The 25,454-nt window shown below is 74.2% G+C and carries 16 protein-coding genes; 12 read left to right on the top strand and 4 right to left on the bottom strand.

Annotated elements, in window-relative coordinates:
- Positions 1 to 22 precede the first annotated feature (22 nt).
- Positions 23 to 727 (top strand): response regulator transcription factor, encoded by a 705-nt coding sequence (locus AC3CHW_RS07435; protein WP_398612097.1) that lies wholly within the window; start codon positions 23 to 25, stop codon positions 725 to 727.
- Positions 728 to 754: 27 nt separating this feature from the next.
- Positions 755 to 2,170, top strand: coding sequence for a sensor histidine kinase (locus AC3CHW_RS07430; protein ID WP_488469964.1), 1,416 nt, complete (start codon positions 755 to 757; stop codon positions 2,168 to 2,170).
- A 44-nt stretch (positions 2,171 to 2,214) separates the two neighbouring features.
- Here the strand turns inward: AC3CHW_RS07430 and AC3CHW_RS07425 are convergent, their stop codons facing one another.
- Positions 2,215 to 5,250, bottom strand: coding sequence for an alpha-mannosidase (locus AC3CHW_RS07425; RefSeq protein WP_459248550.1), 3,036 nt, complete (start codon positions 5,248 to 5,250; stop codon positions 2,215 to 2,217).
- A 928-nt stretch (positions 5,251 to 6,178) separates the two neighbouring features.
- Here AC3CHW_RS07425 and AC3CHW_RS07420 point away from each other — a divergent pair.
- Entirely contained in the window at positions 6,179 to 7,345 is a 1,167-nt protein-coding gene (locus AC3CHW_RS07420) for an ROK family protein (RefSeq protein ID WP_488469963.1), read from the top strand.
- 303 nt (positions 7,346 to 7,648) lie between these two features.
- On the opposite strand, the gene AC3CHW_RS07415 is transcribed toward AC3CHW_RS07420, so the two are convergent.
- Positions 7,649 to 8,704, bottom strand: a complete 1,056-nt coding sequence (locus tag AC3CHW_RS07415) for a TAXI family TRAP transporter solute-binding subunit (RefSeq protein WP_398612093.1) — start codon at positions 8,702 to 8,704, stop codon at positions 7,649 to 7,651.
- Positions 8,705 to 8,829: 125 nt separating this feature from the next.
- Between AC3CHW_RS07415 and miaB the strand changes: the two genes are divergently transcribed.
- The 3 genes from miaB to AC3CHW_RS07400 all read left to right on the top strand — a co-directional run bounded on the left by miaB (position 8,830) and on the right by AC3CHW_RS07400 (position 11,859).
- Positions 8,830 to 10,350, top strand: a complete 1,521-nt coding sequence (miaB, locus tag AC3CHW_RS07410) for a tRNA (N6-isopentenyl adenosine(37)-C2)-methylthiotransferase MiaB (RefSeq protein ID WP_359326968.1) — start codon at positions 8,830 to 8,832, stop codon at positions 10,348 to 10,350.
- Positions 10,351 to 10,742: 392 nt separating this feature from the next.
- Positions 10,743 to 11,027, top strand: coding sequence for a hypothetical protein (locus AC3CHW_RS07405; protein WP_488469962.1), 285 nt, complete (start codon positions 10,743 to 10,745; stop codon positions 11,025 to 11,027).
- Between the two features lie 16 nt (positions 11,028 to 11,043).
- Entirely contained in the window at positions 11,044 to 11,859 is an 816-nt protein-coding gene (locus AC3CHW_RS07400; RefSeq protein WP_488469961.1) for a class III extradiol dioxygenase subunit B-like domain-containing protein, read from the top strand.
- A gap of 375 nt (positions 11,860 to 12,234) precedes the next feature.
- On the opposite strand, the gene AC3CHW_RS07395 is transcribed toward AC3CHW_RS07400, so the two are convergent.
- The gene (locus AC3CHW_RS07395) at positions 12,235 to 12,474 is read right to left on the bottom strand and encodes an antitoxin (RefSeq protein WP_187059785.1); all 240 of its coding nucleotides are present in this window, start codon (positions 12,472 to 12,474) and stop codon (positions 12,235 to 12,237) included.
- A 489-nt stretch (positions 12,475 to 12,963) separates the two neighbouring features.
- Here AC3CHW_RS07395 and miaA point away from each other — a divergent pair, with 489 nt between their 5' ends.
- The 5 genes from miaA (at position 12,964) to hflX (ending at position 21,118) form a co-directional block, all read left to right on the top strand.
- On the top strand, positions 12,964 to 13,914 hold the full coding sequence (miaA, locus tag AC3CHW_RS07390; protein ID WP_398612089.1) for a tRNA (adenosine(37)-N6)-dimethylallyltransferase MiaA: 951 nt from the start codon (positions 12,964 to 12,966) through the stop codon (positions 13,912 to 13,914).
- 108 nt (positions 13,915 to 14,022) lie between these two features.
- A complete protein-coding gene (locus AC3CHW_RS07385) occupies positions 14,023 to 14,493 on the top strand; it encodes a hypothetical protein (RefSeq protein ID WP_176164479.1) in 471 nt (156 codons plus the stop codon).
- A 325-nt stretch (positions 14,494 to 14,818) separates the two neighbouring features.
- On the top strand, positions 14,819 to 15,754 hold the full coding sequence (dapF, locus tag AC3CHW_RS07380) for a diaminopimelate epimerase (RefSeq protein WP_488469960.1): 936 nt from the start codon (positions 14,819 to 14,821) through the stop codon (positions 15,752 to 15,754).
- Positions 15,755 to 16,023: 269 nt separating this feature from the next.
- Positions 16,024 to 19,308 (top strand): RelA/SpoT family protein, encoded by a 3,285-nt coding sequence (locus tag AC3CHW_RS07375; RefSeq protein ID WP_488469959.1) that lies wholly within the window; start codon positions 16,024 to 16,026, stop codon positions 19,306 to 19,308.
- Between the two features lie 286 nt (positions 19,309 to 19,594).
- Complete coding sequence (gene hflX / locus AC3CHW_RS07370) at positions 19,595 to 21,118, top strand: GTPase HflX (protein WP_187060548.1); 1,524 nt, start codon at positions 19,595 to 19,597, stop codon at positions 21,116 to 21,118.
- 322 nt (positions 21,119 to 21,440) lie between these two features.
- Here hflX and AC3CHW_RS07365 read toward each other — a convergent pair whose 3' ends face one another.
- On the bottom strand, positions 21,441 to 22,652 hold the full coding sequence (locus AC3CHW_RS07365; RefSeq protein ID WP_488470991.1) for a trypsin-like serine peptidase: 1,212 nt from the start codon (positions 22,650 to 22,652) through the stop codon (positions 21,441 to 21,443).
- Between the two features lie 481 nt (positions 22,653 to 23,133).
- Here AC3CHW_RS07365 and AC3CHW_RS07360 point away from each other — a divergent pair, with 481 nt between their 5' ends.
- The gene (locus AC3CHW_RS07360) at positions 23,134 to 25,443 is read left to right on the top strand and encodes an IucA/IucC family protein (RefSeq protein ID WP_488469958.1); all 2,310 of its coding nucleotides are present in this window, start codon (positions 23,134 to 23,136) and stop codon (positions 25,441 to 25,443) included.
- Positions 25,444 to 25,454: the final 11 nt, after the last annotated feature.

The following is a 25,454-nucleotide window of genomic DNA, read 5'->3' as shown; positions in this document are numbered from 1 at the left end:
CCACCGAGGGAGGGCGGGGCTGATGAGACTGCTGCTGGTCGAGGACGACAACCACGTGGCCGCCGCGCTGTCCGCGGTGCTGGCCCGGCACGGCTTCCAGGTCACGCACGCCCGCAACGGGGAGGAGGCGCTGCGGGCCCTGCTGCCGGGAGAGAGCGACCCGTTCAGCGTGGTCCTGCTCGACCTCGGGCTGCCCGATCAGGACGGGTTCGAGGTGTGCGGGCGCATCCGCAAGCTCACCAGCACGCCCGTGATCATGGTGACGGCGCGCGCCGACGTGCGCTCCCGCATACACGGGCTCAACCTGGGCGCCGACGACTACGTCGTCAAGCCGTACGACCCGATGGAACTGCTCGCCCGCATCCACGCCGTCAGCCGGCGCACCGTGCCCGCCGACGGTGCGGCCGACGAGCACCCCGAGGAGTCCACGGGGCCGCTGCTGATCGGCCCCGTCAGCATCGAACTGTCCACCCGCCAGGTCCGCGTGGACGGCGCCGTCGTCTCGCTCACCCGCAAGGAGTTCGACCTGCTGGCCCTGCTCGCCAAGCGGCCGGGGGTGGTCTTCCGCCGCGAGCAGATCATCAGCGACGTGTGGCGCACGAGTTGGGAGGGCACCGGCCGCACCCTTGAGGTGCACGTGGCCTCGCTCCGCTCGAAGCTGCGGATGCCCGCGCTGATCGAGACGGTGCGCGGCGTCGGCTACCGTCTCGTCGCCCCGGCCGTCTGAGCGGCCGACCCCGTCCCTGGGAGCATCGTGCGCACTCGCCTCCTCCCGCTGCTGATCGTCCTGATGGCGGGCGTGCTGCTGGCCCTCGGGCTCCCGCTCGGCGCGAGCCTGGCGGCGGCGGAGCAGCAGCGCGTGGTCGTGGACCGGATCGACGACACGGCGCGGTTCGCGGCCCTGGCCCAGTACGTCACGACGCGGCCGGTGGCGAACCCGGCCTACCCCCAGGAAGGCGACGAGCGGCAGGCCACGCTGCAGGTGGAACTGGCCCGCTACCACGAGCTGTACGGCATCCAGGTCGGCGTCTTCTACCGCGACGGCGAGCCGATGGGCTCGGCCCCCGCCGGCTGGTCGCTGACCAAGCACAGCGAGCCGTGGCGGGCCTTCACGGAGGCGCTGGCCGGCCGCCGCAGCCACGACCCGGAACAGGTCTGGCCCTGGGAACGGGGCCGCCTCGCGGTCGCCTCACCCGTGGTGCGCGACGGCGACGTGGTGGCGGTCGTCGTCACCGACTCGCCCACCGGCCAGATGCGCTCGCGCGTCGTGCGCGGCTGGCTGCTGATCGCCGCGGGCGAAGCGGCGGCGATGCTGCTCGCCGTCGCCGCCGCGGTGCGCCTGACCGGCTGGGTGCTGCGCCCCGTACGCGTACTCGACGCCGCCACGCACGACATCGCCACGGGGCGGCTGGCCTCCCGGGTCGCCGCCTCGGGCGGACCGCCCGAACTGCGCCGGCTGGCCCGCTCGTTCAACGAGATGGCCGACCACGTGGTGGACGTGCTCGAACAGCAGCGGGCGTTCGTCGCCGACGCCTCGCACCAGCTCCGTAACCCGCTCTCCGCGCTGCTCCTGCGGATCGAGCTGCTGGCCCTGGAACTGCCCGAGGGGAACGAGGAGGTTGCCTCCGTCCGCGCCGAGGGCAAGCGGCTGACCCAGGTTCTCGACGACCTGCTCGCCCTGGCCCTGGCCGAACACGCCGCCGCCGACCTGCGCCTCAGCGACATCGCCGAGGTCACGGAGGAACGGGTCGGCGCCTGGCGCCCCGTCGCCGACCGCGCGGGCGTCACGCTCGACTACGTGGGCCCGGGCGGGGCCACCGCGTGGGCCGACCCGGTGGCGCTCTCCAGCGCGTTGGACGCCGTGATCGACAACGCGCTGAAGTTCACGCCGGAGGGCGAGCGGGTGATCGTGGACGTGCGCACGTCCGGTGAGACGGTGCGGATCACCATCGCGGACGGCGGCCCCGGCCTGACCGAGGAGGAGCTGGAGCGCGTCGGCGACCGCTTCTGGCGCAGCAACCGGCACCAGAACGTCTCCGGCTCCGGCCTCGGCCTGTCCATCAGCCGCGCCCTGCTGGCCGCGGGCGGGTCCTCGATCGCGTACGCCCCGAACAAGCCTCGCGGCCTGCGGGTGACCATCGCCGTGCCGCGCACGGCGCCCCAGGGGTGAGTACGGGGCGACGGGGCGACGGGGCGCCGTGCGCGGGGCGCGGCTCAGCCGCGTGGGGTCAGCCGCAGGGTCAGGATCTGGAACGGGCGCAGGGTCAGCTCCAGCGCGCCCTCGGGGGAGAACGCGCGCTTCGGGGCGTCGGCCAACGGACGCTCCAGCAGGTCGGTCTCGACCACCTCCGCGACCGGTACGGAGGCGGTCAGCGTCGTGGTGGCCCGGCCACCGCCGGACTCGTACAGCCGCACCACGATGTCCCCGCCGCGGTCCTCCGCGAGCTTGACCGCCTCCACGATCACCTGGTCGCCGGCAACGGAGACCAGCGGTTCGACGGCCCGGCCGCCGGTGACGGTGCGTTCGGGGAGGTTGATCCGGTGCCCCTCGCGCACCGCGTCGGCCACGGTCGCGCCGGGCGCGAGGGCGTACCGCAGCCGGTGGTGGCCGTGGTCGGTCTCCGGGTCCGGGTAGCGCGGGGCACGGAGCAGCGAGAGCCGCACCGTGGTGGTCTGCCCGCCGTCCGCGCGCACGTCGCGGGTGACGTCGTGGCCGTACGTCGAGTCGTTGACCACGGCGGCGCCCCAGCCGGGCTCCTCGACCTGCACCCAACGGTGCGCGCAGATCTCGAACTTGGCCGCCTCCCACGAGGTGTTGGTGTGCGTGGCCCGGTACACGTGCCCGAACTGCGTCTCGGACGCGGACCGGTCCGCCTTCACGTCCAGCGGGAAGGCCGCCTTGAGGAACTTCTCCGTCTCCCGCCAGTCCACCTCGGTGTCGATGTCGAGCACCTTGGCGCCGGCGCGCAACGCGAGCCGCTGCCGGACGGTGGAGCCCGCGTCGCCGAAGGAGCGCGCGACCGTGACCACCGCGCGCTCGTCGGTCGACTCGGTCAGGTCCAGCTCGTCGACGTCGACCAGGTCGGTCACGTTGTGCCGGTAGAAGTGGTCGACGTCCCAGGCGTCCCACATGTTCGGGAAGTCCGGGTGGATCTGGAGCAGGTTGCCGGCCAGGCCGGGAGCGATGGCCTCGCGCCCGGCGGTCAGGTCGTACGCGGAGACCACGAGGCCGCGCTCGTCCACCTCGACCCGCAGCAGCCCGTTGGTGAGCACGTAGCCGCCGCCGTCCCGCTCGGCCGCCGTGACCGGGGCGCTCGCCGGCGGCGGGGCCAGGGCCGCGCCGCCGGCGGGGACGCCGCGCCGGGCGTGCGGCGCGGCGTTGAAGACGACCGGCTCCTCGCCCGGGCCGGCCAACGCCGCCTGCGCGGCGGACACCAGCTCCGTCAACTCGGCGCGCACCCGGGCGTAGGTCTCGCGCGCCTCGCGGTGTACCCAGGCGATCGACGAGCCGGGCAGGATGTCGTGGAACTGGTGCAGCAACACCGTCTTCCAGACGCGCTCCAGCTCCTCGTACGGGTAGCGGAAGCCGGGCACCGTGCTGGCCGCGGTGGCCGCCCACAGCTCGGCCTCGCGCAGCAGCGACTCGCTGTGCCGGTTGCCCTGCTTCGTCTTGGCCTGCGAGGTGTAGGTGCCGCGGTGCAGCTCCAGGTACAGCTCGCCCGCCCACACCGGCGCGTCGGGGTACTCGGCCCGCGCCGCCGCGAAGAACGCCGACGGGCGCTCGATCGTCACCCGGGGCGAGCCCTCCAGGTCGCCGAGGCGCCGCGCGCGGGCCAGCATCTCGCGGGTGGGGCCGCCACCGCCGTCGCCCCAGCCGAACGGGGCCAGCGACCGGGTGCCGCGGCCCTTCTCCTGGTAGTTGCGGGCCGCGTGGGCCAGTTCGGCGCCACCGAGGTCGGAGTTGTAGGTGTCGATCGGTGGGAAGTGCGTGAAGACGCGGGTTCCGTCGATGCCCTCCCACCAGAAGGTGTGGTGCGGGAACTTGTTGGTCCGGCTCCAGGAGATCTTCTGCGTGAGGAACCAGTCGGAGCCCGAGAGCTTCACCAACTGGGGCATCGCCGCCGTGTACCCGAACGAATCCGGTAGCCACACCTCCTTCGTCTCGATGCCGAACTCGTCCAGGAAGAACTTCTTGCCGTAGAGGAACTGGCGGGCCATCGCCTCGCCGCCCACCATGTTGGTGTCGGACTCCACCCACATGCCGCCCACCGGGACGAACTGGCCGCTGGCCACCTTCTCCTTCACCCTGGCGAAGACCTCGGGCCGGTGCTCCTTGATCCACGCGAGCTGCTGGGCCTGCGACATGGCGAAGACGAACTCGGGGTGGTCGTCCATCAGGTGCACCACGTTCGACGAGGTGCGGGCGACCTTGCGCACCGTCTCGCGCAGCGGCCACAGCCATGCCGAGTCGATGTGGGCGTGTCCGACGGCGCTGACGCGGTGCGCGGAGGCGTTGGCCGGGGCGGCGAGCACGCCCGCCAGCGCGCCCCGGGCCCGGCCGGCGCTGCCGGGGACGTCGGCGAGGTCCAGGGCGTCGAGACAGCGCTCGACGGCGCGCAGCAGCTCGAAGCGGCGCGCGTCGCCGGTGGAGAGCTGCGTCATCAGGCTGCCGACCACCTCGAGGTCCTGGACCAGCTCCCACACCTCCGGCTCGAAGACGGCGAGCTCCATCCGGGTGAGCCGGTACAGCGGCTCGTCGCTCGCGGTGAGGCGGTCACCCTCCCGAGTCGGCGACTGGCCGACCAGGATCGGGTTGGACGCGGCCTCCACGTACCACTCGACCTCCTCGCCACCCTCGACCGGGGCGCCGACGCGCACCCAGGCGTTGTGCGGGTTGAGCGCCTTCACGGCCTCCCCGTCGGCCCGGTAGACCAGTCCCTCGCACTGGAAGCCGGGGAGTTGGCGGTCGAAGCCGAGGTCGAGTACGGCCTCGACGGTGCGGCCCGCCCACGCCGCGGGCACCCGCCCCGTCACCCTGAACCAGGTCGTCCCCCACGCCGGGCCCCACCGGTCCCCGACGGCGGCCGGGCCGTACTCCGCGGCCAACCCCTCGGCCACCGGCACCGGTTCGCCGGGCGCCTCCCACCGCCCGAGGGTGAGCGGTTCGGTGGCGCCGTAGACGGCGGGTCGGACGCGCTCGGTGAGGACACGGCGCAGACGGTCTTCGACGATGCTGCGGTCGTCATGCATGGCGGCGGCTCCGATGGTTCGTGGGGCGGAACGGCTGACGGTGTGTGCTGATGACGTGCGCGGTGCGGATACGGGAGCGCGCGCCGGGGCGAGGTCCGCCCCGATCGCGCGGTGCTCAGGTGGCATTACCACTGATCGGCGAGGAAAACCGGGACGGCACCGCGGACCGCCCCACCGCCGCGCCACGGCCCCCGTCGGCTGTCGCGTACGGGGCGGGGGAGGGGCATACGGAGCGCGGGGCGGCGAGCGCGGGGCGTGGGCAGTGAACTCCCGGCACGGCGCTACGGGGCGCGGAGCCCGGGGCACATGGTGCGGCGAACGCATGGGCACGGGGCACGGAGCGTGGAGCGGCGACCACGGGGACGGAGCACGGGGCGCGGAGCGGCGACCACGGGGTACGGGGCACGGGGCACGGGGCACGGAGCACGGAGCACGGAGCGGCGACCACGGGGCACGGGGTACGGAGCGGCGACCACGGGGCACGGAGCGCGGAGCACGGGGCAGCGACCACGGAGCAGGAGGCACGGGGCACGGGGCACGAGGCCGCACGAGCACTGGGGTGGGGTTGGGGTCGCGCGCGGCGTACGGCGCCTGGCGGCGGGAGCGGAGACCCGAGTCCACGCGCACCCCGGGGCCGGCACCGGGCACCTCGGCCTGAACCCCCGTACGGCCGGAACCGGGGTCGCCGCGGCTGCGCCGTATCTCCGTGGCGGCGTGGCCCGTTCCGTAAGGAGTCCCCCTCCGCACGGGGCGCTCGCGCCGCCGGCACGGCGCGCCGCGGGCCGCTGGTTCGGGAGCGGTCCGCGCGCTCGTCGCGAGCCTTCGGCCCGGGCCCCGGGCCCGCACCGAGGCCGAGCCCCGGTGCGGTGGGCCGCGCGCCCACGGGGCCAGCAGAGCCACAGCCGTATCGACCGAGAGGCAGACCGCCATGACCGCAGCCGACGCACTGACGCCAGCCGACGCGCCCCCGCCCCACCCGGCCACCCGTACGCGCGCGCCGGCCGCGCCCGCCACCAGGGGAGCGTCGGGCCACGGCGCCGGCAGCGCCGCGCTGAGCGTGGCCATCGACATCGGCGTGACCAAGATCGCGGGTGCGTTGGTGGACCGACGGGGCACGTTGCACGCCACGGCCAGGCGGCCCACGCCGCTCAGTACGGGGCGGGGCCACGGCGCCGCGCCGGCCGGCGCCGTGGGCGCGGCCTGCGCTTCGCCCGGGGCGGCGGCCGAGGCGATCATGGCCGCCGTCACCGAGGTCATCGCCACCCTGGCGCGCTCGCCCGAGTGGGCCCGCGTCACCCGGTGCGGCCTCGCCAGCGCGGGGCCGGTCGACGCCGCGCGCGGCACCGTCAGCCCGGTCAACATCACGGCCTGGCGCGACTTCCCGGTCCGCGCCCGCACCGAGGCCACTCTCACGCGCCACGGGGCGCCGGTGCCGGTCGTGCTCGTGGGCGACGGGGTGGCCATGGCCGCCGCCGAACACTGGCTGGGGGCGGCCCGTGGCCGCCGGAACGCGCTGTGCATGGTGGTCTCCACCGGCGTCGGCGGCGGCCTGATCCTGGACGGGCGACTGTGCCCCGGGCCCACGGGTAACGCGGGACACATCGGCCACATCAGCGTGGAGGTGGACGGCCCCCCGTGCCCGTGCGGCTCCCGGGGATGCGTCGAAGCCCTCGCGTCGGGCCCGGCCATCGCCCGCCGTGCCGCCGCGATGGGCTGGCGGCCGACCGGGACCGACCGCTCGGCGGCGGCGGTCGCCGCCGCGGCACGCGACGGAGACCCGGTGGCCCTGGCCGCCTTCGACCGGGCCGGGCGGGCCCTGGCCGCGGCGATCGCCGGCACCGCGACCCTGCTGGAGGTCGAGGCGGCGGTGATCGGCGGCGGCGTGGCCGCGGCCGGCGAGGTGCTGTTCGCGCCGCTGCGACGGCACCTGGCGACGTACGCCGCGCTCTCGTTCGTACGGGGCATCGAGGCGCTGCCGGCCTCACTGGGCACCGACGCGGGGCTCGTTGGGGCGGCTGCCGCCGCGTTCGAGCTGCTCCCCGACCCGGCCCTGGACGCCGCCGACCCCGCCCCCACCCCGCCCCGCCGCGGCTGAGCCCCGCCAGAGCGTGCCCGTACGCGCACACCCGGCCGCCGGCGCGTGCGGCGACGCGGCGGTGCGTCGGCGGATCGACGCGCCGGCGGATCGACACGTCGGTGGATCGATGCGGTGGTGGATCGATGCGGTGGTGGATCAGCGCGCCGAGGGGATCGGCGAGGCGCACGAACGGATCGACGCGTTGACGGGCCGGTGCGGTGACGGATCAGTGCGCTGACGGATCGGGTCGGCAACGGGGTGCGCAGGCGGATGTGGGCGTCCCGGAGGCGGCGGCGCGGGCCCGCCGCGGGCGGGCGGGCCTCAGGGCTTGACCGACCGGTAGTAGCGCTTGGCACCCTCGTGGAGGGTCAGCGGGTCGGTGTAGATGGCCGTGCGGAGATCGACGCGCTGCGCCGCGTGCACTCTCTTGCCGATCTCGTCGCGGCTTTTGATCACCGTCCGCGTGACGCTCTCCGTCAGCGTCCGGTCCGTCCCGTCCGTCGTCACCAACAGGTTGGCCACCGCGATGGTCTTGATGGCCTGGCCCCGTTGCACCATGGGGTAGGCGTCGGCGGGCATCACGGCGGCCCGGTAGTAGTGCTTGGCGCCGCCGAGCTTGTGTACGCGATCCACCAGGTCACCGAGTTGCACGAGCCGGATCGGATAGCGCTGCGCGAGATCGAGCACGGCGCCCGTCGGCAGGCCACCGGACCAGAAGAAGGCGTCGATCTTCCCCTTCCGCATCAGGGTGGTCATCTCACTGATCCCCACCGGCACCGGCGTCAGGTCCTTCTCCGGGTCGAGCCCCGCCGCCGTCAGGAGCCGCTCCGCGATCAGGCTGACGCCGGAGCCGGGTTGTCCGATCGCCACGCGCTTGCCGGCGAGGTCCGCGGTGCGGCGCACCGTCGAACCGGCGGGTACGACCAACTGCAGGTAGTCGTCGTACAGCCGGGCGCACGCCCGCAGCCGGTGTGCGCCGTCGCCGCCCTCGTCGCGGTAGGTCGCCACGGCGTCGGCGGTGGCGATCGTGAAGGACGCCTCGCCGGCGACGAGCCGCCTGATGTTCTGCACCGACCCCTCGCTCGGCATGAGGTTCACCCGCAGCCGCGGCAGGTCCTCGTCGAGGTGTTCCTTGAGCAGTTCGCCGTATCGCGCGTACACGCCCGTACGCACCCCGGTCGTCACGGTCACGCTCCCGCTCGGGGACGCGTCGTCGCCCACCGGCAGCAGCCACCACAGCAGCAGCCCGAGCACCACGACGGCCGTCACGGCGAGCCGCCACAGCCGCCGGGTCCGCCCGATGCCGGGGCCGCCCGCGATGCCGGTGGCACGGAGCGCGCGCCACGCTCCCGGCCGTTCGGTCAGGGTCTTGAGCATGGGCCGGATACTGCCAGCATCGCGGCGCGGAAGGGAGGGGCGGGGAACGGAGTCGAACACGTACCCTGGGCAACCGAGATGAGTGCGAGGACGTACGAGACGCGCATCCGTCTACCCTGATGTTCATGAGCAGCAGTGACCGGAGCAGTGCAGTGGGCGTGAATCGAAGCTACGAAGTACGCACCTACGGGTGCCAGATGAACGTCCACGACTCCGAGCGGCTGTCCGGCCTCCTGGAGGACGCCGGTTACGTGCGGGCGCCCGAGGGCTCCGCTGAGGGCGATGCCGACATCGTCGTCTTCAACACCTGTGCGGTGCGGGAGAACGCCGACAACCGGCTCTACGGCAACCTCGGCCGGCTCGCCCCGATGAAGGCGCGGCGGCCGGGCATGCAGATCGCGGTCGGCGGCTGCCTGGCCCAGAAGGACCGCGACACGATCGTCAAGAAGGCCCCGTGGGTGGACGTGGTCTTCGGCACGCACAACATCGGCAGCCTCCCGGTCCTGCTGGAGCGCGCGCGGGTCCAGGAAGAGGCGCAGGTCGAGATCGCCGAGTCGCTGGAGGCGTTCCCCTCGACGCTGCCCACCCGCCGCGAGTCCGCCTACGCGGCGTGGGTGTCCATCTCGGTCGGCTGCAACAACACCTGCACCTTCTGCATCGTGCCCGCCCTGCGCGGCAAGGAGAAGGACCGCCGTCCCGGCGACATCCTCGCCGAGGTCGAGGCGCTGGTCGCCGAGGGCGTCACCGAGATCACGCTGCTCGGCCAGAACGTCAACGCGTACGGCTCGGACATCGGCGACCGCGAGGCGTTCAGCAAGCTGCTGCGCGCCTGCGGCGCCATCGAGGGTCTTGAGCGGGTGCGTTTCACCTCGCCGCACCCGCGCGACTTCACGGACGACGTGATCGCCGCCATGGCCGAGACGCCGAACGTCATGCCGCAACTGCACATGCCGCTCCAGTCCGGCTCCGACACGGTGCTCAAGGCCATGCGCCGTTCGTACCGGCAGGAGCGCTTCCTGGGGATCATCGAGAAGGTGCGCGCCGCCATGCCGGACGCGGCGATCTCCACCGACATCATCGTCGGCTTCCCCGGCGAGACCGAGGCCGACTTCGAGCAGACGCTGCACGTGGTCCGCGAGGCGCGGTTCGCCCAGGCGTTCACCTTCCAGTACTCCAAGCGCCCCGGCACCCCGGCCGCCGAGATGGACGACCAGATTCCGAAGGCGGTCGTCCAGGACCGCTACGAGCGCCTGGTCGCCGTCCAGGAAGAGATCAGTTGGGCGGAGAACAAGCGCCAGGTCGGCCGCACCGTGGAGGTCCTGGTCGCGGAGGGCGAGGGCCGCAAGGACGACGCCACCCGCCGCCTCTCCGGCCGGGCCCCCGACAACCGCCTGGTGCACTTCACCCGCCCCGACGAGCCGGTTCGCCCCGGCGACGTGGTCACGGTGGACATCACCTACGCCGCACCGCACCACCTCCTCGCGGAGGGCGCCCCACGGGGCGTACGGCGCACGCGGGCGGGCGACGCGTGGGAGAAGCGCAACGCCGCGCCGGAGCCGAAGCCCGCGGGCGTCATGCTCGGCCTACCCACGGTGGGCGCCCCCGCGCCGCTGCCCGCGGAGCCCGGCGGCTGCTCCGTCCGCTGACCGAGCAGCACCGTCGGCCGGCAACCCGCGACGGCCGGCCCCGTCGCACGCCCTGGCCCGCCGCTCCGCCGGTGCCACCGAACCCGCGGCCCACGCGGCGGCCGGCCGGTTCGGCCGCCGGGGCCGCCCGCCGGCCCTTCGTCCAGCCATACGTGACGGGAGCGGCGCGCCGCTCCCGAGCGGGAACCGTAGGCGGCCGGCGCGACGTGTGAGCAGTCGTGCGCCGCACGGTGCGTACGCCGGGGCCGCCGGGGCGCGTGACCCGCGCGTCCCCGACGTGGGTCGCGCCGGGCCGTGCCGAACTCGCCGTGCCGGGTGAACGGGGCGGGCCGCGACGGCCGGACCGGCCCCGACGGCGCACGCGGCGCGAGACGAGGCGGGGGGGGAGCGCTATGCCACGGTGGGGACTGCTCGTCGAGCCATCCATGGGCCAGAACGACATCGACACGATCGAGGTACTGGCCGAAGTTGACGGCACGCGCGAGGAAGCGCTCAGGCTGCTGGCCGAGAAGGTGGAGACGTACCAGCCGAGACACCCACGGAGCCCGCGCGGCAGGCGGCTGTACCGCACTGACGACGGTTGGCTGCTCGTCATCGCGAGTTCCTGGAGCAGCAGGCTGTACCCGTGCCGTTTCCGCGTCTGCGAACTGGTCTGGGATTCGGGCGACGGAGCCTGACGTTAGGCTGCCGATCATGCTTGTCGCTGCCGCCGTGTGCCCGTGCCCGCCCCTGCTCGTGCCCGAGATCGCCGCTGGAGCCGCACCCGAACTGGCGCCGCTGCGGGACGCCTGCTCGGACGCGATCAGCGTGCTGGCCGCGGCCCGCCCCGACCGCCTCATCGTGCTCGGCCCAGCCGCCCCGGACGCCGACGGCACCTACCCGAGCGGCAGCGCCGGCTCGTTCCGCGGCTACGGCGTGGACATGACGGTACGGCTCGGCGCGCTACCGGGAGCGGACGGCGCCACGGGGCACGGCGCCGCTACGGAGCACGGGGCACGGAGCGCCGAGGCGGACGACACGGAGCACGGGGCGGACGCGGGGCACGGGGCGGGCTGGCTGGCGGAGCGCGAACTGCCGTCCTCGCTGGCCGTCGCGGCATGGCTGCTGGAGCGCGCCCGCTGGAGCGCGGCGCCCGTCGAGGGCTTCGGCCTCGCCGAGACGCTCGCCGTCGACCGCTGCACCGCACTGGGCCGCGAGCTGGCGCGGTCTGCCGACCGGGTGGCCCTCCTGATCTCCGGCGACGGCAGCGCACGCCGCACGCTCAAGGCGCCCGGCTACCTCGACGAGCGGGCCGCCGCGTGTGACGCGGAGGTGGCGCGCGCCCTGGGCGCGGCCGACACCGCGGCCCTGTCGGATCTCGATCCCCACCTGGCCCAGGACCTGCTGATGTCGGGCCGGGCCTCCTGGCAGGTGCTCGCCGGCGCGGGCGACGGAGCGGGCCTGCGCGGCGCGCTGCTGTACGACGAGGCGCCGTACGGCGTGGGCTACTTCGTCGCCACCTGGTCGTAGCGGACACACGGGGCGCGAGCCGTCGCCGATCCTGCCCGGGGGCACGGGGCACGGGGCACGGGGCACGGGGCACGGGGCACGGGGCACGGGGCACGGGGCACGGGGCACGGGGCACGGGGCACGGGGCACGGGGCACGGGGCACGGAGCACGGAGCACGGGGCGACGTCCTACGGAGGCGCGGAGCCGTGTCCCGCGTGGAGGCGGCTGGTGTGGGTGGGGCTCGTAGCGTGGGGCCCCACCGGGACGCGGAGCGACGGGGTACGTGGCGCCGCCGCGTCGAGGGCCGGTGTGGGGCGCGCACCGTGCCGGGCGTCGCCGACACGACCACGGCCGCGGAGCCAGGAGGCTCCGCGGCCGTGGGAGACGATCAGGCGTCAGCGGCCCTGCGGGCCCTTGCCCTCGTCGTCCTTCTGCGCGAGGCGGTCGAGGGCGCCCTTGGCCTTGCCCGTACCGGTGTCGATCTTGTCGCTGTACTTGCCCTTGGTCTTCTCGTCGACCGTCTTGGCGGCCTTGTCCAGACCGCGCTCGATCTTGTCGCCGTGCTGATTCGCGAGGTCCCCGGCCTTGCCCTTGAGCTGACCGGCCTTCGCCTTGAGATTGTCCAGCAGGCCCATGGGCCACCTTCCCTCGTCGGAGGACTACTGTCGGGCGTCTTCCCCGGCCTCGCTGTCCGCGGCCTGCGCGGCGGACTGTTGCTTGGGAATCGTGGCGCCGCCTGCCGCCGCGCCGTCCTGCTCGGCGTCATCGACGGTGGAGGCAGCCGCCGACGAGGCCACCGGCGGCGCGTCACGTTCCTCCGGAGCCGGGGATTCCGCGGCTGATTCCCCGGTCAGGCTACCGCCCTCATCGCTCCGCGCCGCCTCCGCGGGGGTTGCGCCAACCGAACGCGACGAACGGCGAAACCTTGAAAAAACGCCCATAATCACTCCATAGATTAACCCGCGAGGCGGCAGCCTGGACGGAGCGGGACGTTCTCTGGCGCCACTGCCGCAACCCGGCTCGCTCGGCGGTGTGCCGAAACCTCGCAACGGGCAACGACCACCGCGCCCCCTTGTCACGTCGCTCGTTCGAGGAGTGGCCCGCGGATTTGCGAGACTGGCCCGGTGAACAGCGCAGTCCCCGCTCCGCGGGTCATCGCCATCGTCGGCCCCACCGCGGCGGGCAAGTCCGATCTCGGGGTCGCCCTGGCCCGGCACCTCGGCGGCGAGGTCATCAACGCCGACTCCATGCAGCTCTACCGCGGCATGGACATCGGCACCGCCAAGCTGCCCGTGGCCGAGCGGCAGGGCGTGCCGCACCGCCTGCTGGACGTCTGGGACGTCACCGAGACGGCCAGCGTCGCCGAGTACCAGCGGCTGGCCCGCGCGGAGATCGACCGCCTGCTCGCCGAGGGGCGTACGCCGGTGCTCGTCGGGGGCTCCGGGCTCTACGTACGGGGCGCGATCGACGCCCTGGAGTTCCCGGGCACCGACCCCGCAGTCCGCGCCCGCCTGGAGGCGGAGCTGCTGGAACGGGGCAGCGGGCCGCTGCACGCCCGGCTCGCCGTGGCCGACCCCCGCGCCGCCGAGGCGATCCTCCCCAGCAACGGCCGCCGCATCGTCCGGGCCCTCGAAGTCATCGAGATCACCGGCCGCCCCTTCACCGCCAACCTGCCCGAAGCGGACTCGGCCCACAGCGCCGTCTACGACACGGTGCAGATCGGCGTGGACGTCGCCCGCCCCGAGCTGGACGAGCGGATCGCCCGCCGGGTGGACCGGATGTGGGAGGCCGGCCTGGTGGACGAGGTGGAGCGACTGGAGCGCACGGGGCTACGCGAGGGGCGCACGGCCTCCCGTGCCCTGGGCTACCAGCAGGTGCTCGCGGTGCTGGCGGGGGAGTGCGACGAAGCGGAGGCACGCGTCGAGACCGTACGAGCCACCAAGCGCTTCGCGCGCCGCCAGGATTCGTGGTTTCGACGAGATGGGCGAGTTCACTGGCTCAGCGGCGCCGCCGGTCACAGCGGGGAACTCCAGGCGCACGCGCTGACGTTGGTCGAACGAGCGGTCACAGCCTGATCACGTGATGGCATCGGGACGCTCCGTGCGTCCTGGAGGCCGCTGCGATCGTGCCATCATCGAGCTTCGATCGTGCCGTGATGTCGAATGTGGGGAGGGCGTACGGCGATGGAGGCCAGCCCTCGGGACACAGCGGAGACGCCGCCGCGCGACGAAGCGGAGCCGCTCGCGTCGGAGGAGTCCGAGGCGCTGACCCCGGACGGACCGGACGCGCTGGGCGACGACGCACCGCTGGGCGAACCGGAGTCCTTCCGCGACCTGCGTCCGCCGCGCCGGCTGAGGGTCTGGCAGATCGCGCCCATCGTCGGGCTCGCCACCCTCGGTTCGCTGATGTTCGCCTTCCCGCTCGCCTTCGAGTTCGGCGATGGCGGCGCGGTGGTCTCCATGCTCGGCCTGCTGCTGAGCTGCTGCGCGGCCGGCTGGGGCCTGATGGCCGCCCGCCGCGTCGGCTACACGTGGCCCGGCCTGCCGCCGCGCGGCTCGGGCCGCAAGGCCGACTGGCGTTACGTGATCGCCTACGTCGCCATCGTCGCCCTCCTCGCCGCGCTGGCCATCTGGCGCGTCGCCCGCCTGCGCTAGCCGCCGCTCCACCGGTTCGCTCCCGCGCTCCGCCCCGTACGCCCGACGCCATGCGGACCGCGAGGCCCGAGGGCCGCCCCGTGCCCCATGCCCCAGGCCCCGTGGCCGCCGACGGCGCCGCTGCCCCGTGCCCCATGCGCCGTGCCCCGTGCCTACGCGCATCGCTTCCCCGTGCCCCGCGCCTGCGCGCGAGACCACCGCTCCGTGCCCCGTGCCCGGGGTACGGGGGCGCCGCCCCGTGCGCTCGGGCGACGTGGACGCTCCGTGCTCCGTCGGGGCCTCCGTGGCGCCGGCGCGGGTGACGGCGGCGCCGTAGGATCGAAGGATGAGTACCGCAGAGCGGCTTCCGTTCCTCAAGGGGCACGGCACCGAGAACGACTTCGTGATCGTCCCTGACCCGGACAACCGGCTGGAGCTGTCGGCGGCGGCCGTGGCGCGCCTGTGTGACCGGCGCGCGGGCATCGGGGGCGACGGGGTGCTGCACGTCGTACGGTCGGCCGCGCACCCCGAGGCGCGGTCGATGGCCGCCGACGCCGAGTGGTTCATGGACTACCGCAACGGGGACGGCAGCATCGCCGAGATGTGCGGCAACGGCGTGCGGGTCTTCGCGCGCTACCTGCGGCACGCCGGGCTGGTCGACGCGGGGGACCTGGCCATCGCCACCCGCGCGGGCGTGCGCCGGGCGCACATCGCCAAGGCCGCACCCGCCTCCGACCCGCGCGGCCAGGAGGGTACCGAGGGTGGCATCACGGTGGCGATGGGGCGGGCCCTGCTGCCGGACGGGCCGGACGCGGAGGTCACCGTCTCGGTGGGCGGGCTGAGTTGGCCGGCGCGCAACGTGAACATGGGCAACCCGCACGCCGTCGCGTTCGTCGGCGACCTCGCCGACGCCGGCAACCTGTTCACCGCGCCGGACGTGCAGCCCGCCTCGGTGTACCCGGACGGTGTCAACGTCGAGTTCGTGGTGGAGCGCGGCCCGCGCCACGTGGCCATGCGCGTGCACGAACGGGGCGCGGGGGAGACCCGGTCCTGCGGCACCGGTGCCTGCGCCGTCATGGTGGCCGCCGCCCGCCGCGACGGCCTGGACCCCGCGGTGCTCGGCCACCCCGTCACGTACACCGTGGACGTCCCCGGTGGGCGGCTGACGATCGCCGAGCTGCCGGACGGCAGCGTGGAGATGACGGGGCCCGCCGTGATCGTGGGCGAGGGAACCCTGGAGCCCGGGTGGCTGCGGGGCGCCCTTGAGGACGGCGTCGCGTAGTCACCGCGGCGGTGGCGGCGGGGCTACGGGGCGAGTCGCCCCGTAGCCGGGGCAACCTCGCAGACTTCCCGTCGCCACCCATGGGCGAAACATCGCCTCATTCCGCTCGCTCGAATGGGTGATCTGGTTCACGCTCGACGAGAGCGGTTCGGTGGCGCGTGATGGGCTCGATAGCATCAAGCACCGGCACGGGCGCCCACTCGGGGCCTGGGGGCCGACCGCCCCGGCAGTCGCGCTGCCATCGCCGGTCGATGCCGCCGGAGGTGCCCATGAGCGCAGAGGCCACTAACCCAGCAGAACAGGGTTCGTTCGGCCGGAGGCGTGGCCGCCCGCTCATCGACCTACGCAACCTCCGCCGATTCGGCCGCGCGGCCCTGTTGGGACCGGCACCGCGCGGCCGGGTGCCGGACGCCATCGAGCACGTGGCCAAGGTGCACCGGGCCCACCACCCCGGGGCGGATCTGGACGTGTTGCGGCGGGCGTACGTGCTCGCCGAGTCCTCGCACCGCGGGCAGATGCGCAAGAGCGGCGAGCCGTACATCACACACCCCCTGGCCGTGACCCTCATCCTGGCCGAACTCGGCGCCGAGACCACGACCTTGACCGCCTCCCTCCTGCACGACACGGTCGAGGACACCGAGGTGACGCTCGATCAGGTGCGGGAGGAGTTCGGCGAGGAGGTCCGCTACCTCGTCGACGGCGTCACGAAGCTGGAGAAGGTCGACTACGGCGCCGCGGCCGAGCCCGAAACGTTTCGCAAGATGCTCGTCGCCACCGGGAACGACGTGCGCGTCATGTCGATCAAGCTCGCCGACCGGCTGCACAACATGCGCACGCTCGGCGTCATGCGCCCGGAGAAGCAGGCCCGCATCGCCAAGGTCACCCGCGACGTGCTGATTCCGCTGGCCGAGCGGCTCGGGGTGCAGGCCCTCAAGACCGAGCTGGAGGACCTGGTCTTCGCGATCCTGCACCCGGACGAGTACGCCCGCACCCGCGACCTCGTCGCCGAGCACGCCACCCGCCCCGACCTGCTGGCCGAGACCGCACGCGGCGTCCGCACGGTGCTGAACGACGCGGGCATCGCGGCCGAGGTGCTGGTACGCCCGCGGCACATCGTCTCCGTGTACCGGGTGCGCCGCAAACGCGGCGAGCTGTCCGGGGCCGACCTGGGGCGGCTGTTGGTGCTCGTCGGCGAGGACGCCGACTGTTACGCGGTCCTGGGCGAACTGCACACGTGTTTCACGCCGGTCATCTCGGAGTTCAAGGACTTCATCGCCGTACCGAAGTTCAACCTCTACCAGTCGCTGCACACCGCCGTCGCGGGCGAGGGCGGCAAGGTCATCGAGGTGCTCATCCGCACCCAGCAGATGCACAAGGTCGCCGAGGCGGGAGTGGTGGCACTCGGCAACCCGTACGCCGCCGCGGCGGACGGGGCGGAGGCGGACGTCACGGAACCAGGCGCGGCCCAGGCCGCGGACGGGGCGGGCGGCGCCGGGGCGCCCAGTGGTCTCGGCGAGGGCGTGGACGGGGAGCGGGCGGACCCGACGCGGCCGGGCTGGCTGTCCCGGCTGTTGGACTGGCAGCGCGCCGTCTCGGACACGGACGCCTTCTGGTCCTCGCTCCGTGACGACCTCGCCCAGGACCGGGAGATCACCGTGTTCGCGGCCGACGGCACCGTCCTCAGCGTCCCGGACGGGGCGAGCTGCGTGGACGCCGTGTACGCCCGGTACGGGGCGGTCGGCCACTCCTGCGTGGGCGCCCGGGTCAACGGCCGTCTCGTCACGCTCAGCACGACGCTGCGCGACGGGGACAGCGTGCAGTTCCTCATGGCGACGGGGCGCGACGCCGCGTCGTCCGGACCCTCGCCGGAATGGCTCACCCACGCGCGTACGCCCGCCGCACGCATCGCCATCACGCACTGGCTCGCCGCCCACGCCGCCTCGTCGGACCGGCCGACGCCTCCCACCCCGCCGACCGAGCCCCACCCCGTCCACGGTGCCGCCGCCCCCGTCCCCGACGCGCCGGATGCGGGCAGCACACAGGCGGACGGCACACGGGCAGACGCGCACTTCCCGGGCACCACGGCCCCCGGCGTGGGGAAGCTGTCCGTAGCGCGGCGGGACACCAAGGAGCAGGCGACGGCGGCCCACGGGCCGGACAGCGGCCCCGCGACGGACGAGGCCCAGCGGCCTGGCATCCAGCCACCCACGGAGCGCGGGGCGACGGAAGGCGCCGCAACGGAGCGCGCGGCAGGGGGCACGGCGCACGGGGCGCGGAGCGCCGACGACGACACGGGGCACGGAGCGGGGGGCACGGCGCACGGGGCACGGAGCGCCAGCGACGACACGGGGCACGGGGCACGGGGCACGGGGCGCGGGGCACGGGGCCGCGCAGCGGCGGTCCGCGCCGCGCAGGCCGACCCGTCGGCCGCCGGTGCGCCGCCCGGCGGTGCCGACGGCGCACCAGGCGCCGCCCCCGGCACGCCGGCCAGCTCCGAGCCCCGGTCGCCCGGCACCGACCTCGTGCCGCCGCCCGCCGCGCGCGCCGAGCAGCCAGCCGGTTCGACCGCCGGCGACGACACGGCCCCGGGCGTCGGTTCACGCTCCGTACCGGGCGCCGACGGGCCACCGGGCGGCCCCGTCGCGGTGACCGACACCGCCACCTCCCACGCCCCAGCCACTGGCCCCGCCACGCCTGCCCTGCCCGCGATTCCCGTCAGCGGCTCTCCGCTGAACGAGACGGAGCCACCGCCCGCGAACGCGCCCGTAGCGGCCGAGCAGCCCGGGGCCGCCGCCGTCGAGTCGCGTGACCGAGGCGGCGACCGGGAGACCGCCGACGCGCGGCCCGCACCCGAGGCGCAACGGTTCGCCACGGCACCACACGGGGCAGGAGCGGCCGAGTCGGCAACCGATGCCGACGCCCGTGACGAGGCCGATGCTCCAGCGGACACGAACACGAACACGAACACGAACACGGACGCAGGCGCGGACGCGGATGCCGACGCCACGGTGCGGACGGTCACCTCGCCCGATCGGCCCGCTGCGGACGCGCCGCCGGGCACGTCCCCCGCCAGGCGGCGGAGCGTCGGTGTGGTCGTGGACCAGCCCGGCGCGACGGTGCGGTTGGCCGGGTGTTGTACGCCGGTGCCGCCCGACGAGGTCACGGGGTTCGCGGTACGGGGCCGGGCGGTGACGGTGCACCGGGTGCCGTGCCCGGCCGTGGCGCGGATGACCGAGGCCGGGCGGCAACCGGTCGCCGTGCGCTGGCAGACCGACGCCGACGCGGCGCCGGTCGGGTACCGCGTGACGCTGTGCGCCGAGGCGTTCAGCCGACCGCACCTGCTCGCCGACCTCACCGAGGTCATCGCGGCACAGGGCGCCGAGGTCATCTCCGCGGCCGTCGAGCCGCCGTACGAGCAACGGGTGCGGCACACGTACACGCTGCAACTCCCCGATGCCGGCCGGCTGCCGGTCCTGATGCGCGCGATGCGCCAGGTGCCGAGCGTGTACGACGTCGTGCGCGCGGGACACGAGCTCGCGGCGGCGGGGCTCTAGCGAGCGTCCCCCGCTCGGGCGGGAGCGTCGCGCACCGTAGTCGCCAGTAACGTTTCGTCGGCGCTGCCGTCGCCGGCGCCGTCGACCGGCCAGCCGCGCGGCCCGCCCCGGCGCCCCGTGTGGCCCGGCGGCCTCGCCCCGTGTACCGGGACAGCGGACAAAACCCGGGTGACCCTCGCGACGGTGCGTGGGACCATCGATGTGTCGGCGCGGTGGCGGCCCGGGAATCGTTCGGGCCGGTCGAGCGTTATCGACACTGACCGTTCTCACACGACGTAAGGATCCAATGACAACCCCTTCCCAGCAGCAGTCGTTCCCCGCCGCGGATTCCTCGGACCGGCAGCGCCTTCCCGAGAACCTTCGGGCCGACGCCCTGATGGAAGAGGACGTTGCCTGGAGCTACGAGATCGACGAGGAGCGCGACGGCGAGCAGTACGACCGCTCCGAGCGGGCCGCTCTGCGTCGCGTGGCGGGCCTGTCCACCGAGCTGGAAGACGTCACCGAGGTCGAGTACCGGCAGCTCCGACTGGAGCGCGTGGTGCTGGTCGGTGTCTGGACCTCCGGCACCATGCAGGACGCCGAGAACTCCCTCGCGGAGCTCGCGGCGCTCGCCGAGACGGCGGGTGCGTTGGTTCTCGACGGCGTCATCCAGCGCCGCCCCAAGCCCGACCCGGCCACCTACATCGGCTCCGGCAAGGCCCAGGAGCTGCGGGACATCGTGCTCGAGTCGGGCGCGGACACCGTCGTCTGCGACGGTGAACTCAGCCCCGGTCAGCTCATCCACCTCGAAGACGTCGTGAAGGTCAAGGTCGTCGACCGTACGGCGCTCATCCTCGACATCTTCGCCCAGCACGCCAAGTCGCGTGAGGGCAAGGCGCAGGTCGCGCTCGCGCAGATGCAGTACATGCTGCCGCGGCTGCGCGGCTGGGGTCAGTCGCTCTCCCGGCAGATGGGTGGCGGCGGCGGTGGCGGTATGGCCACCCGTGGCCCCGGTGAGACGAAGATCGAGACCGACCGGCGTCGCATCCGCGAGAAGATGGCGAAGATGCGCCGTGAGATCGCCGAGATGAAGACCGGCCGCGACATCAAGCGGCAGGAGCGCAAGCGCCACAAGGTGCCGTCCGTCGCGATCGCCGGCTACACCAACGCGGGCAAGTCGTCGCTGCTCAACCGCCTCACCGGCGCCGGTGTGCTGGTGGAGAACGCCCTGTTCGCCACCCTCGACCCGACGGTGCGCCGGGCCGAGACGCCCAGCGGCCGGCTCTACACCCTCGCCGACACCGTGGGATTCGTACGGCACCTGCCGCACCACCTCGTCGAGGCGTTCCGCTCCACGATGGAGGAGGTCGCGGACTCCGACCTGATCCTGCACGTGGTGGACGGTTCGCACCCGGCGCCGGAGGAGCAGTTGGCGGCCGTGCGCGAGGTGATCCGGGACGTGGGCGCCGTCGACGTGCCGGAGATCGTGGTGGTCAACAAGGCGGACGCCGCGGACCCGGTGGTGCTGCAACGGCTGCTGCGCATCGAGCCGCACGCGATCGCCGTGTCGGCGCGGTCCGGGCAGGGCCTCGCGGAGTTGCTGGCGCTCATCGACGCGGAGCTGCCCAGGCCGAGCGTCGAGATCGAGGTGCTGGTGCCGTACACGCGCGGTGGCCTGGTCTCGCGCACGCACGCCGAGGGCGAGGTGATCTCCGAGGAGCACACGTCGGAGGGCACGTTGCTCAAGGCCCGGGTGCACGCGGAACTGGCGGCGGAACTGCAGCCGTACGTGCCCGTGGGCTCCGCCGGCAACCCGGCGATCACCGCCTGACCCGCCCGCCCCGGTCTCCTCGGCTGAACCGCGTCACCGCCTCGGCCGGCTGGTGCCCTGAGCCGTAGCGCCGCGGCCTGAACCGTCATGGCCCGCCCGCTGCGGCCCGCGGAAGTCCGAAAGCACGTCGAGGGCCCGTTCCCTCCCCCTTCCGTGGGGAGGGAACGGGCCCTCTGTCGTACCCGTACGGCACTCAGCGGCTCGGCCGCGCCGGCCCGTGACGCGCTCGGCTCAGAACGCGCTCGGCCCGGCGCCGTGCGCCCAGGCGCCGGGCCAAGCGCGCCGGGCGCTCACCACTGGGGTGCGCGCCCGGCGGTCACGCTCACCGGTTGGCGAACTTCTTGCTCACCGCGTTGTAGACGCCCTTCGCCTCGTCGCCCAGGTGCGGGCCGGCCAGCCAGGCGGCGTTGGCCGGGCCGATCGAGGTGTTGGACACCAGGGCCGGCTGGCCGTCCTGGCCCTTGGCGACCCAGCCGCCACCGGACGAACCGGCGGTCATCCGGCAGCCGATGCGGTACATCGTCGGCTGTGCGGTGTCCAGTGAGAGCCGGCCCGGCTTGTCCGTGCACTGGTGCAGGGACTGGCCGTCGAACGGCGGGGCCGCCGGGTAGCCGGTGGCCGTCATGTCCTCGATCGACTTCACCGGCGGAGCGTTGAACTCGACCGGCAGCGCCCCGCCGACGGTCTCCTCAAGCGACTTGCCGCTGCCGTCCTCCGGCTTGACCTTCAACACGGCGAAGTCGTACGGCGCGCCCTGGCCACCCACCTTGGCGCCCCGCTCGATCCACTGGTCGGAGGTCTGCGCCCACTCGGCCCACCACAGGCCCTTCGGCGCTATCTGCTCCTTGGGGGCGTTCTCCAACTCCGCCACCGACAGGCCGCTGTCGTTGTACGAGGGCACGAACATGACGTTGCGGTACCAGCCGCCGCCCTTGCCCGCGTGCACACAGTGGCCCGCGGTCCACACCATGTTGGACTTGCCGGGGTTCGCCGGGTCCTTCACCACGGTCGCCGAGCAGACCATCGAGCCCTCGGGGCCGTCGAAGAAGACCTTCCCCGCCTCCGGCGCGTTCGCGCTGTACGGGGTCTGCACCTGCTGCGCGTTCACCGGCTGCGGCTCGGGGTCGGTCACGCCCTGGTCGTCGGCGATGTCGTCCTCGACGGGCTGGTCCGGCTCCTCGGCGTCCTTCATCCGGTCCGAGTCCCACAGGTCCTCGATGATGGGGTTGATGAAGTCGCCTGCCTCGCGCAGCCACTCCTTGTCGAAGTCCTTCCAGGCCCCGTCCTTCCACTTGTCCAGGTCGAGGCCGAGGTCCTTGAGCTTGTCGTTCAGATCGGTCGGCAGCGCCAACTCGTTCGACCCCTGCTCGGCGGACGAGCTCGGGGTGGAGCTGCCCCCGTCGTCCGAGGGACCACAGGAGGCGACGGTGAGCGCCATGACGGCGGTCAGCGCCGCCACGGTCAGCGCGGACGAGGAGTTCCGGGCGCGCGATGGCCGCCGCTTGCCGCGCTGGCGAGAGCTGGATGGACGCATGGATGGCATGGGTGGAACTCCCCCTGGAATGTTCGGGCTGCTCGGTAAGCGACTACAAGCGATCTGTAGGTGTCATGTACCGCCCTGGCGGAGGGCGGTCCCCCACTATGCCGGTGCCGCGTACGACGGCCGAACGCGGGTCCCTGGTTCCGCGACGTCAGGGATCTGCCTCCGGACCGTGATTCGGCGCCGCCCGCGTCGTTGGTACGTACGGCGCGCCCCGCCCACCGTCCAAGGCCGGCATCGCCCGACACCGGCGCCACCTCGAACACCCCGCCACGCCCGCGGCCCCCGCACCGCGCCGTCGCCGCGACGGTGCGCCGGCGGCCCGTGGCCCGGACCCCGACGGCGCGACGGTGCGCCGAGCAAGCCCCCGCACACCCGCGATGCCCAGGCCCTGGGCGCATCCCGCACGGTCAGCCGATGAAGGAGGAAGGCGCATCCCGCGGGCCCAGCGCCCCCACCACGCGCCGCACATCGTATGAATCCAGTTTCCGGAGCCGACGCGCTGTCGGGCGCTCTCGTCCCGTTCGTCCCCGAACAGGCCCACCGCGGCCACGGGGCCGCTTCCGCCGGGCGCGTCTTCCCCTCCTCCGACCCGCTGGACCACGCTGACCCGCACACCGCGGCCGACGTGTCGGCCGTCGAGAACCTGCTGCGGTGCTGGGTGCGCGAGACGAACACGGTGGCGCCCGAAGGCGACGTGCTGTGGCTCCCGCTCGCGGCCAGCGGCCTCGCCCTCCTCGTCCCCGTGACCTACTGGTCGGCGACCGGCTGGCACCGCTTCGGCCGCCCCGCCCTGGTGGGCGGCCCGACCGACGCCCCAGCCGTGGACGCCCCCACCCTGGCCGCGCTGCTCAGCCGGGAGGCCGCCTACGGGGCCGCCCGCCGCGCCGCTCCGCCGCGTGGCGGCGCGCCGCTCGTCGGCGCCGGCCCACGGTTCGGCTCGGAGGTCGGCCCCGTACCGGTCGCCCCGTCACCGTGGACCACGAGCCCGCCGGACCTGGCGGAGGTGGCGCGCCCCGGGGACGGTCCGAGCGAAGCCGACCGCGCCCACCGCGAAACGACGCCGGGCGACGCGCTGGACCCGGAGGAGGAGGTCTACCCGGTCGAGGGCGCGCAGGGCAGCGCGTACGGCGGCGATGGCGCGCCCCCCGGCGCGTACGACACGACCGGCGCGCTGGACAGCGCCTACGGCGCCACCGACGGCGTCGCCGACGCCACGGCCGCCCTCGCGGACGCGTTCAGCGCCGAGCACGCAGCGGGGTACGGGGCGGGGGAGGAGGCCGACGGGGCGGCGTACGGGGCGCCGGAGGGCGCGGCCGGGGGCAGCGCCGAACTCGTGGGCCGGGTCGCGGACTCGGTGCGGCGCACCGCCGTCTTCCTCGTCGGTCGCCGCGCCGCCCCGGGCGACCCCGCCGCGAACGGTGCCTTCCTCAGCGGCGAGCAGTCGCTCCTGTTCGGCCACCCGCTTCACCCGACGCCCAAGAGCCGCGACGGGCTCTCCGAGGCGGAGGCCCGGGCCTACTCGCCCGAGCTGCGCGGCTCGTTCCCGCTGCACTGGCTGGCCGTGCGACCCTCCGTGCTCGCCGCCGACTCGGCCTGGACCGAGCGTGGCCGCACCGTGCCCGCCGAGCGGCTCGTCACCATGGTCGCCGGCGCGGTGCCGACGCTGCCCGACGGCATGATCCCCCTGCCGCTGCACCCGTGGCAGGCGCACGAGATCCGTCACCGCAGCGCCGTGCGGGCCCTGACCGACGCGGGACTGGTACGCGACCTCGGCCCGGCCGGCGAGCCCTGGCACCCCACGTCGTCGGTGCGCACCGTCTACCGCCCCACGGGACGCGCCATGCTCAAGCTCTCCCTCGGGCTGCGCATCACCAACTCCCGCCGTGAGAACCTCCGCAAGGAATTGCTGCGCGGCGTCGAGGTGCACCGGTTGCTACGGAGCGGCCTGGCCAAGGAGTGGCGGGCCGCCTGCCCGGGCAAGCCGGGCTTCGACATCGTCCGCGACCCCGCCTGGCTCGCCGTCGACGGGCTCGACGGCGAGCCGGTGACCGGCGTGGACGTCATCATCCGACACAACCCCATCGCCGTCGGCGACGACGTGGTGTGCCTCGCGGGGCTCGTCTCGCCCCGCCCGTGGCCGGGCCAGCGGGCGCTGCGCTCGCGGCTGGCCTCCCTCGTCACGCGACTGGCCGCCCGCACCGGCCGCTCCCTCGGCGCCGTGTCGACGGAGTGGTTCCTGCGCTACCTGCACACCGTCGTCCGGCCGCTCCTGTGGCTGGACGGGGCGGCCGGCGTCGCGCTCGAAGCCCACCAGCAGAACACCCTCGTCCACCTCGACGCCGACGGCTGGCCCGTCGGCGGGCGCTACCGCGACAACCAGGGCTACTACTTCCGCGAGTCCCGGCGTACGCAACTCGACCACCGGCTGCCCGGCATCGGCGCGGCGAGCGACACGTTCGTCTCCGACGCGGTCGCCGACGAGCGCTTCGCCTACTACCTGGGCGTCAACAACGTGTTCGGCCTCATCGGCGCGTTCGGCGCCCAGCGGCTCGGCGACGAGCCCGTGCTGCTCGCGGCCTTCCGCCGCTTCCTGCGCGAGGCCAGCCGCGAACCAGCCGTGTCCCGCTCCTCCTTGCCCGCCCGACTCCTGGACGCGCCCACCCTGCGCTGCAAGGCCAACCTGCTCACCCGGCTGCACGGCCTGGACGAACTGGTCGGGCCGGTGGACACGCAGTCCGTCTACGTCACCATCGCCAACCCCGTCGTCACCTCCGCTCCCTGACCCCCGCGAAC

The sequence above is a fragment of the Streptomyces sp. MGP-BFMKR1 genome (assembly GCF_057766585.1).
The sequence above is the reverse complement of the archived record's forward strand: the minus strand, read 5'-3'. Positions and strand labels throughout refer to the sequence as shown.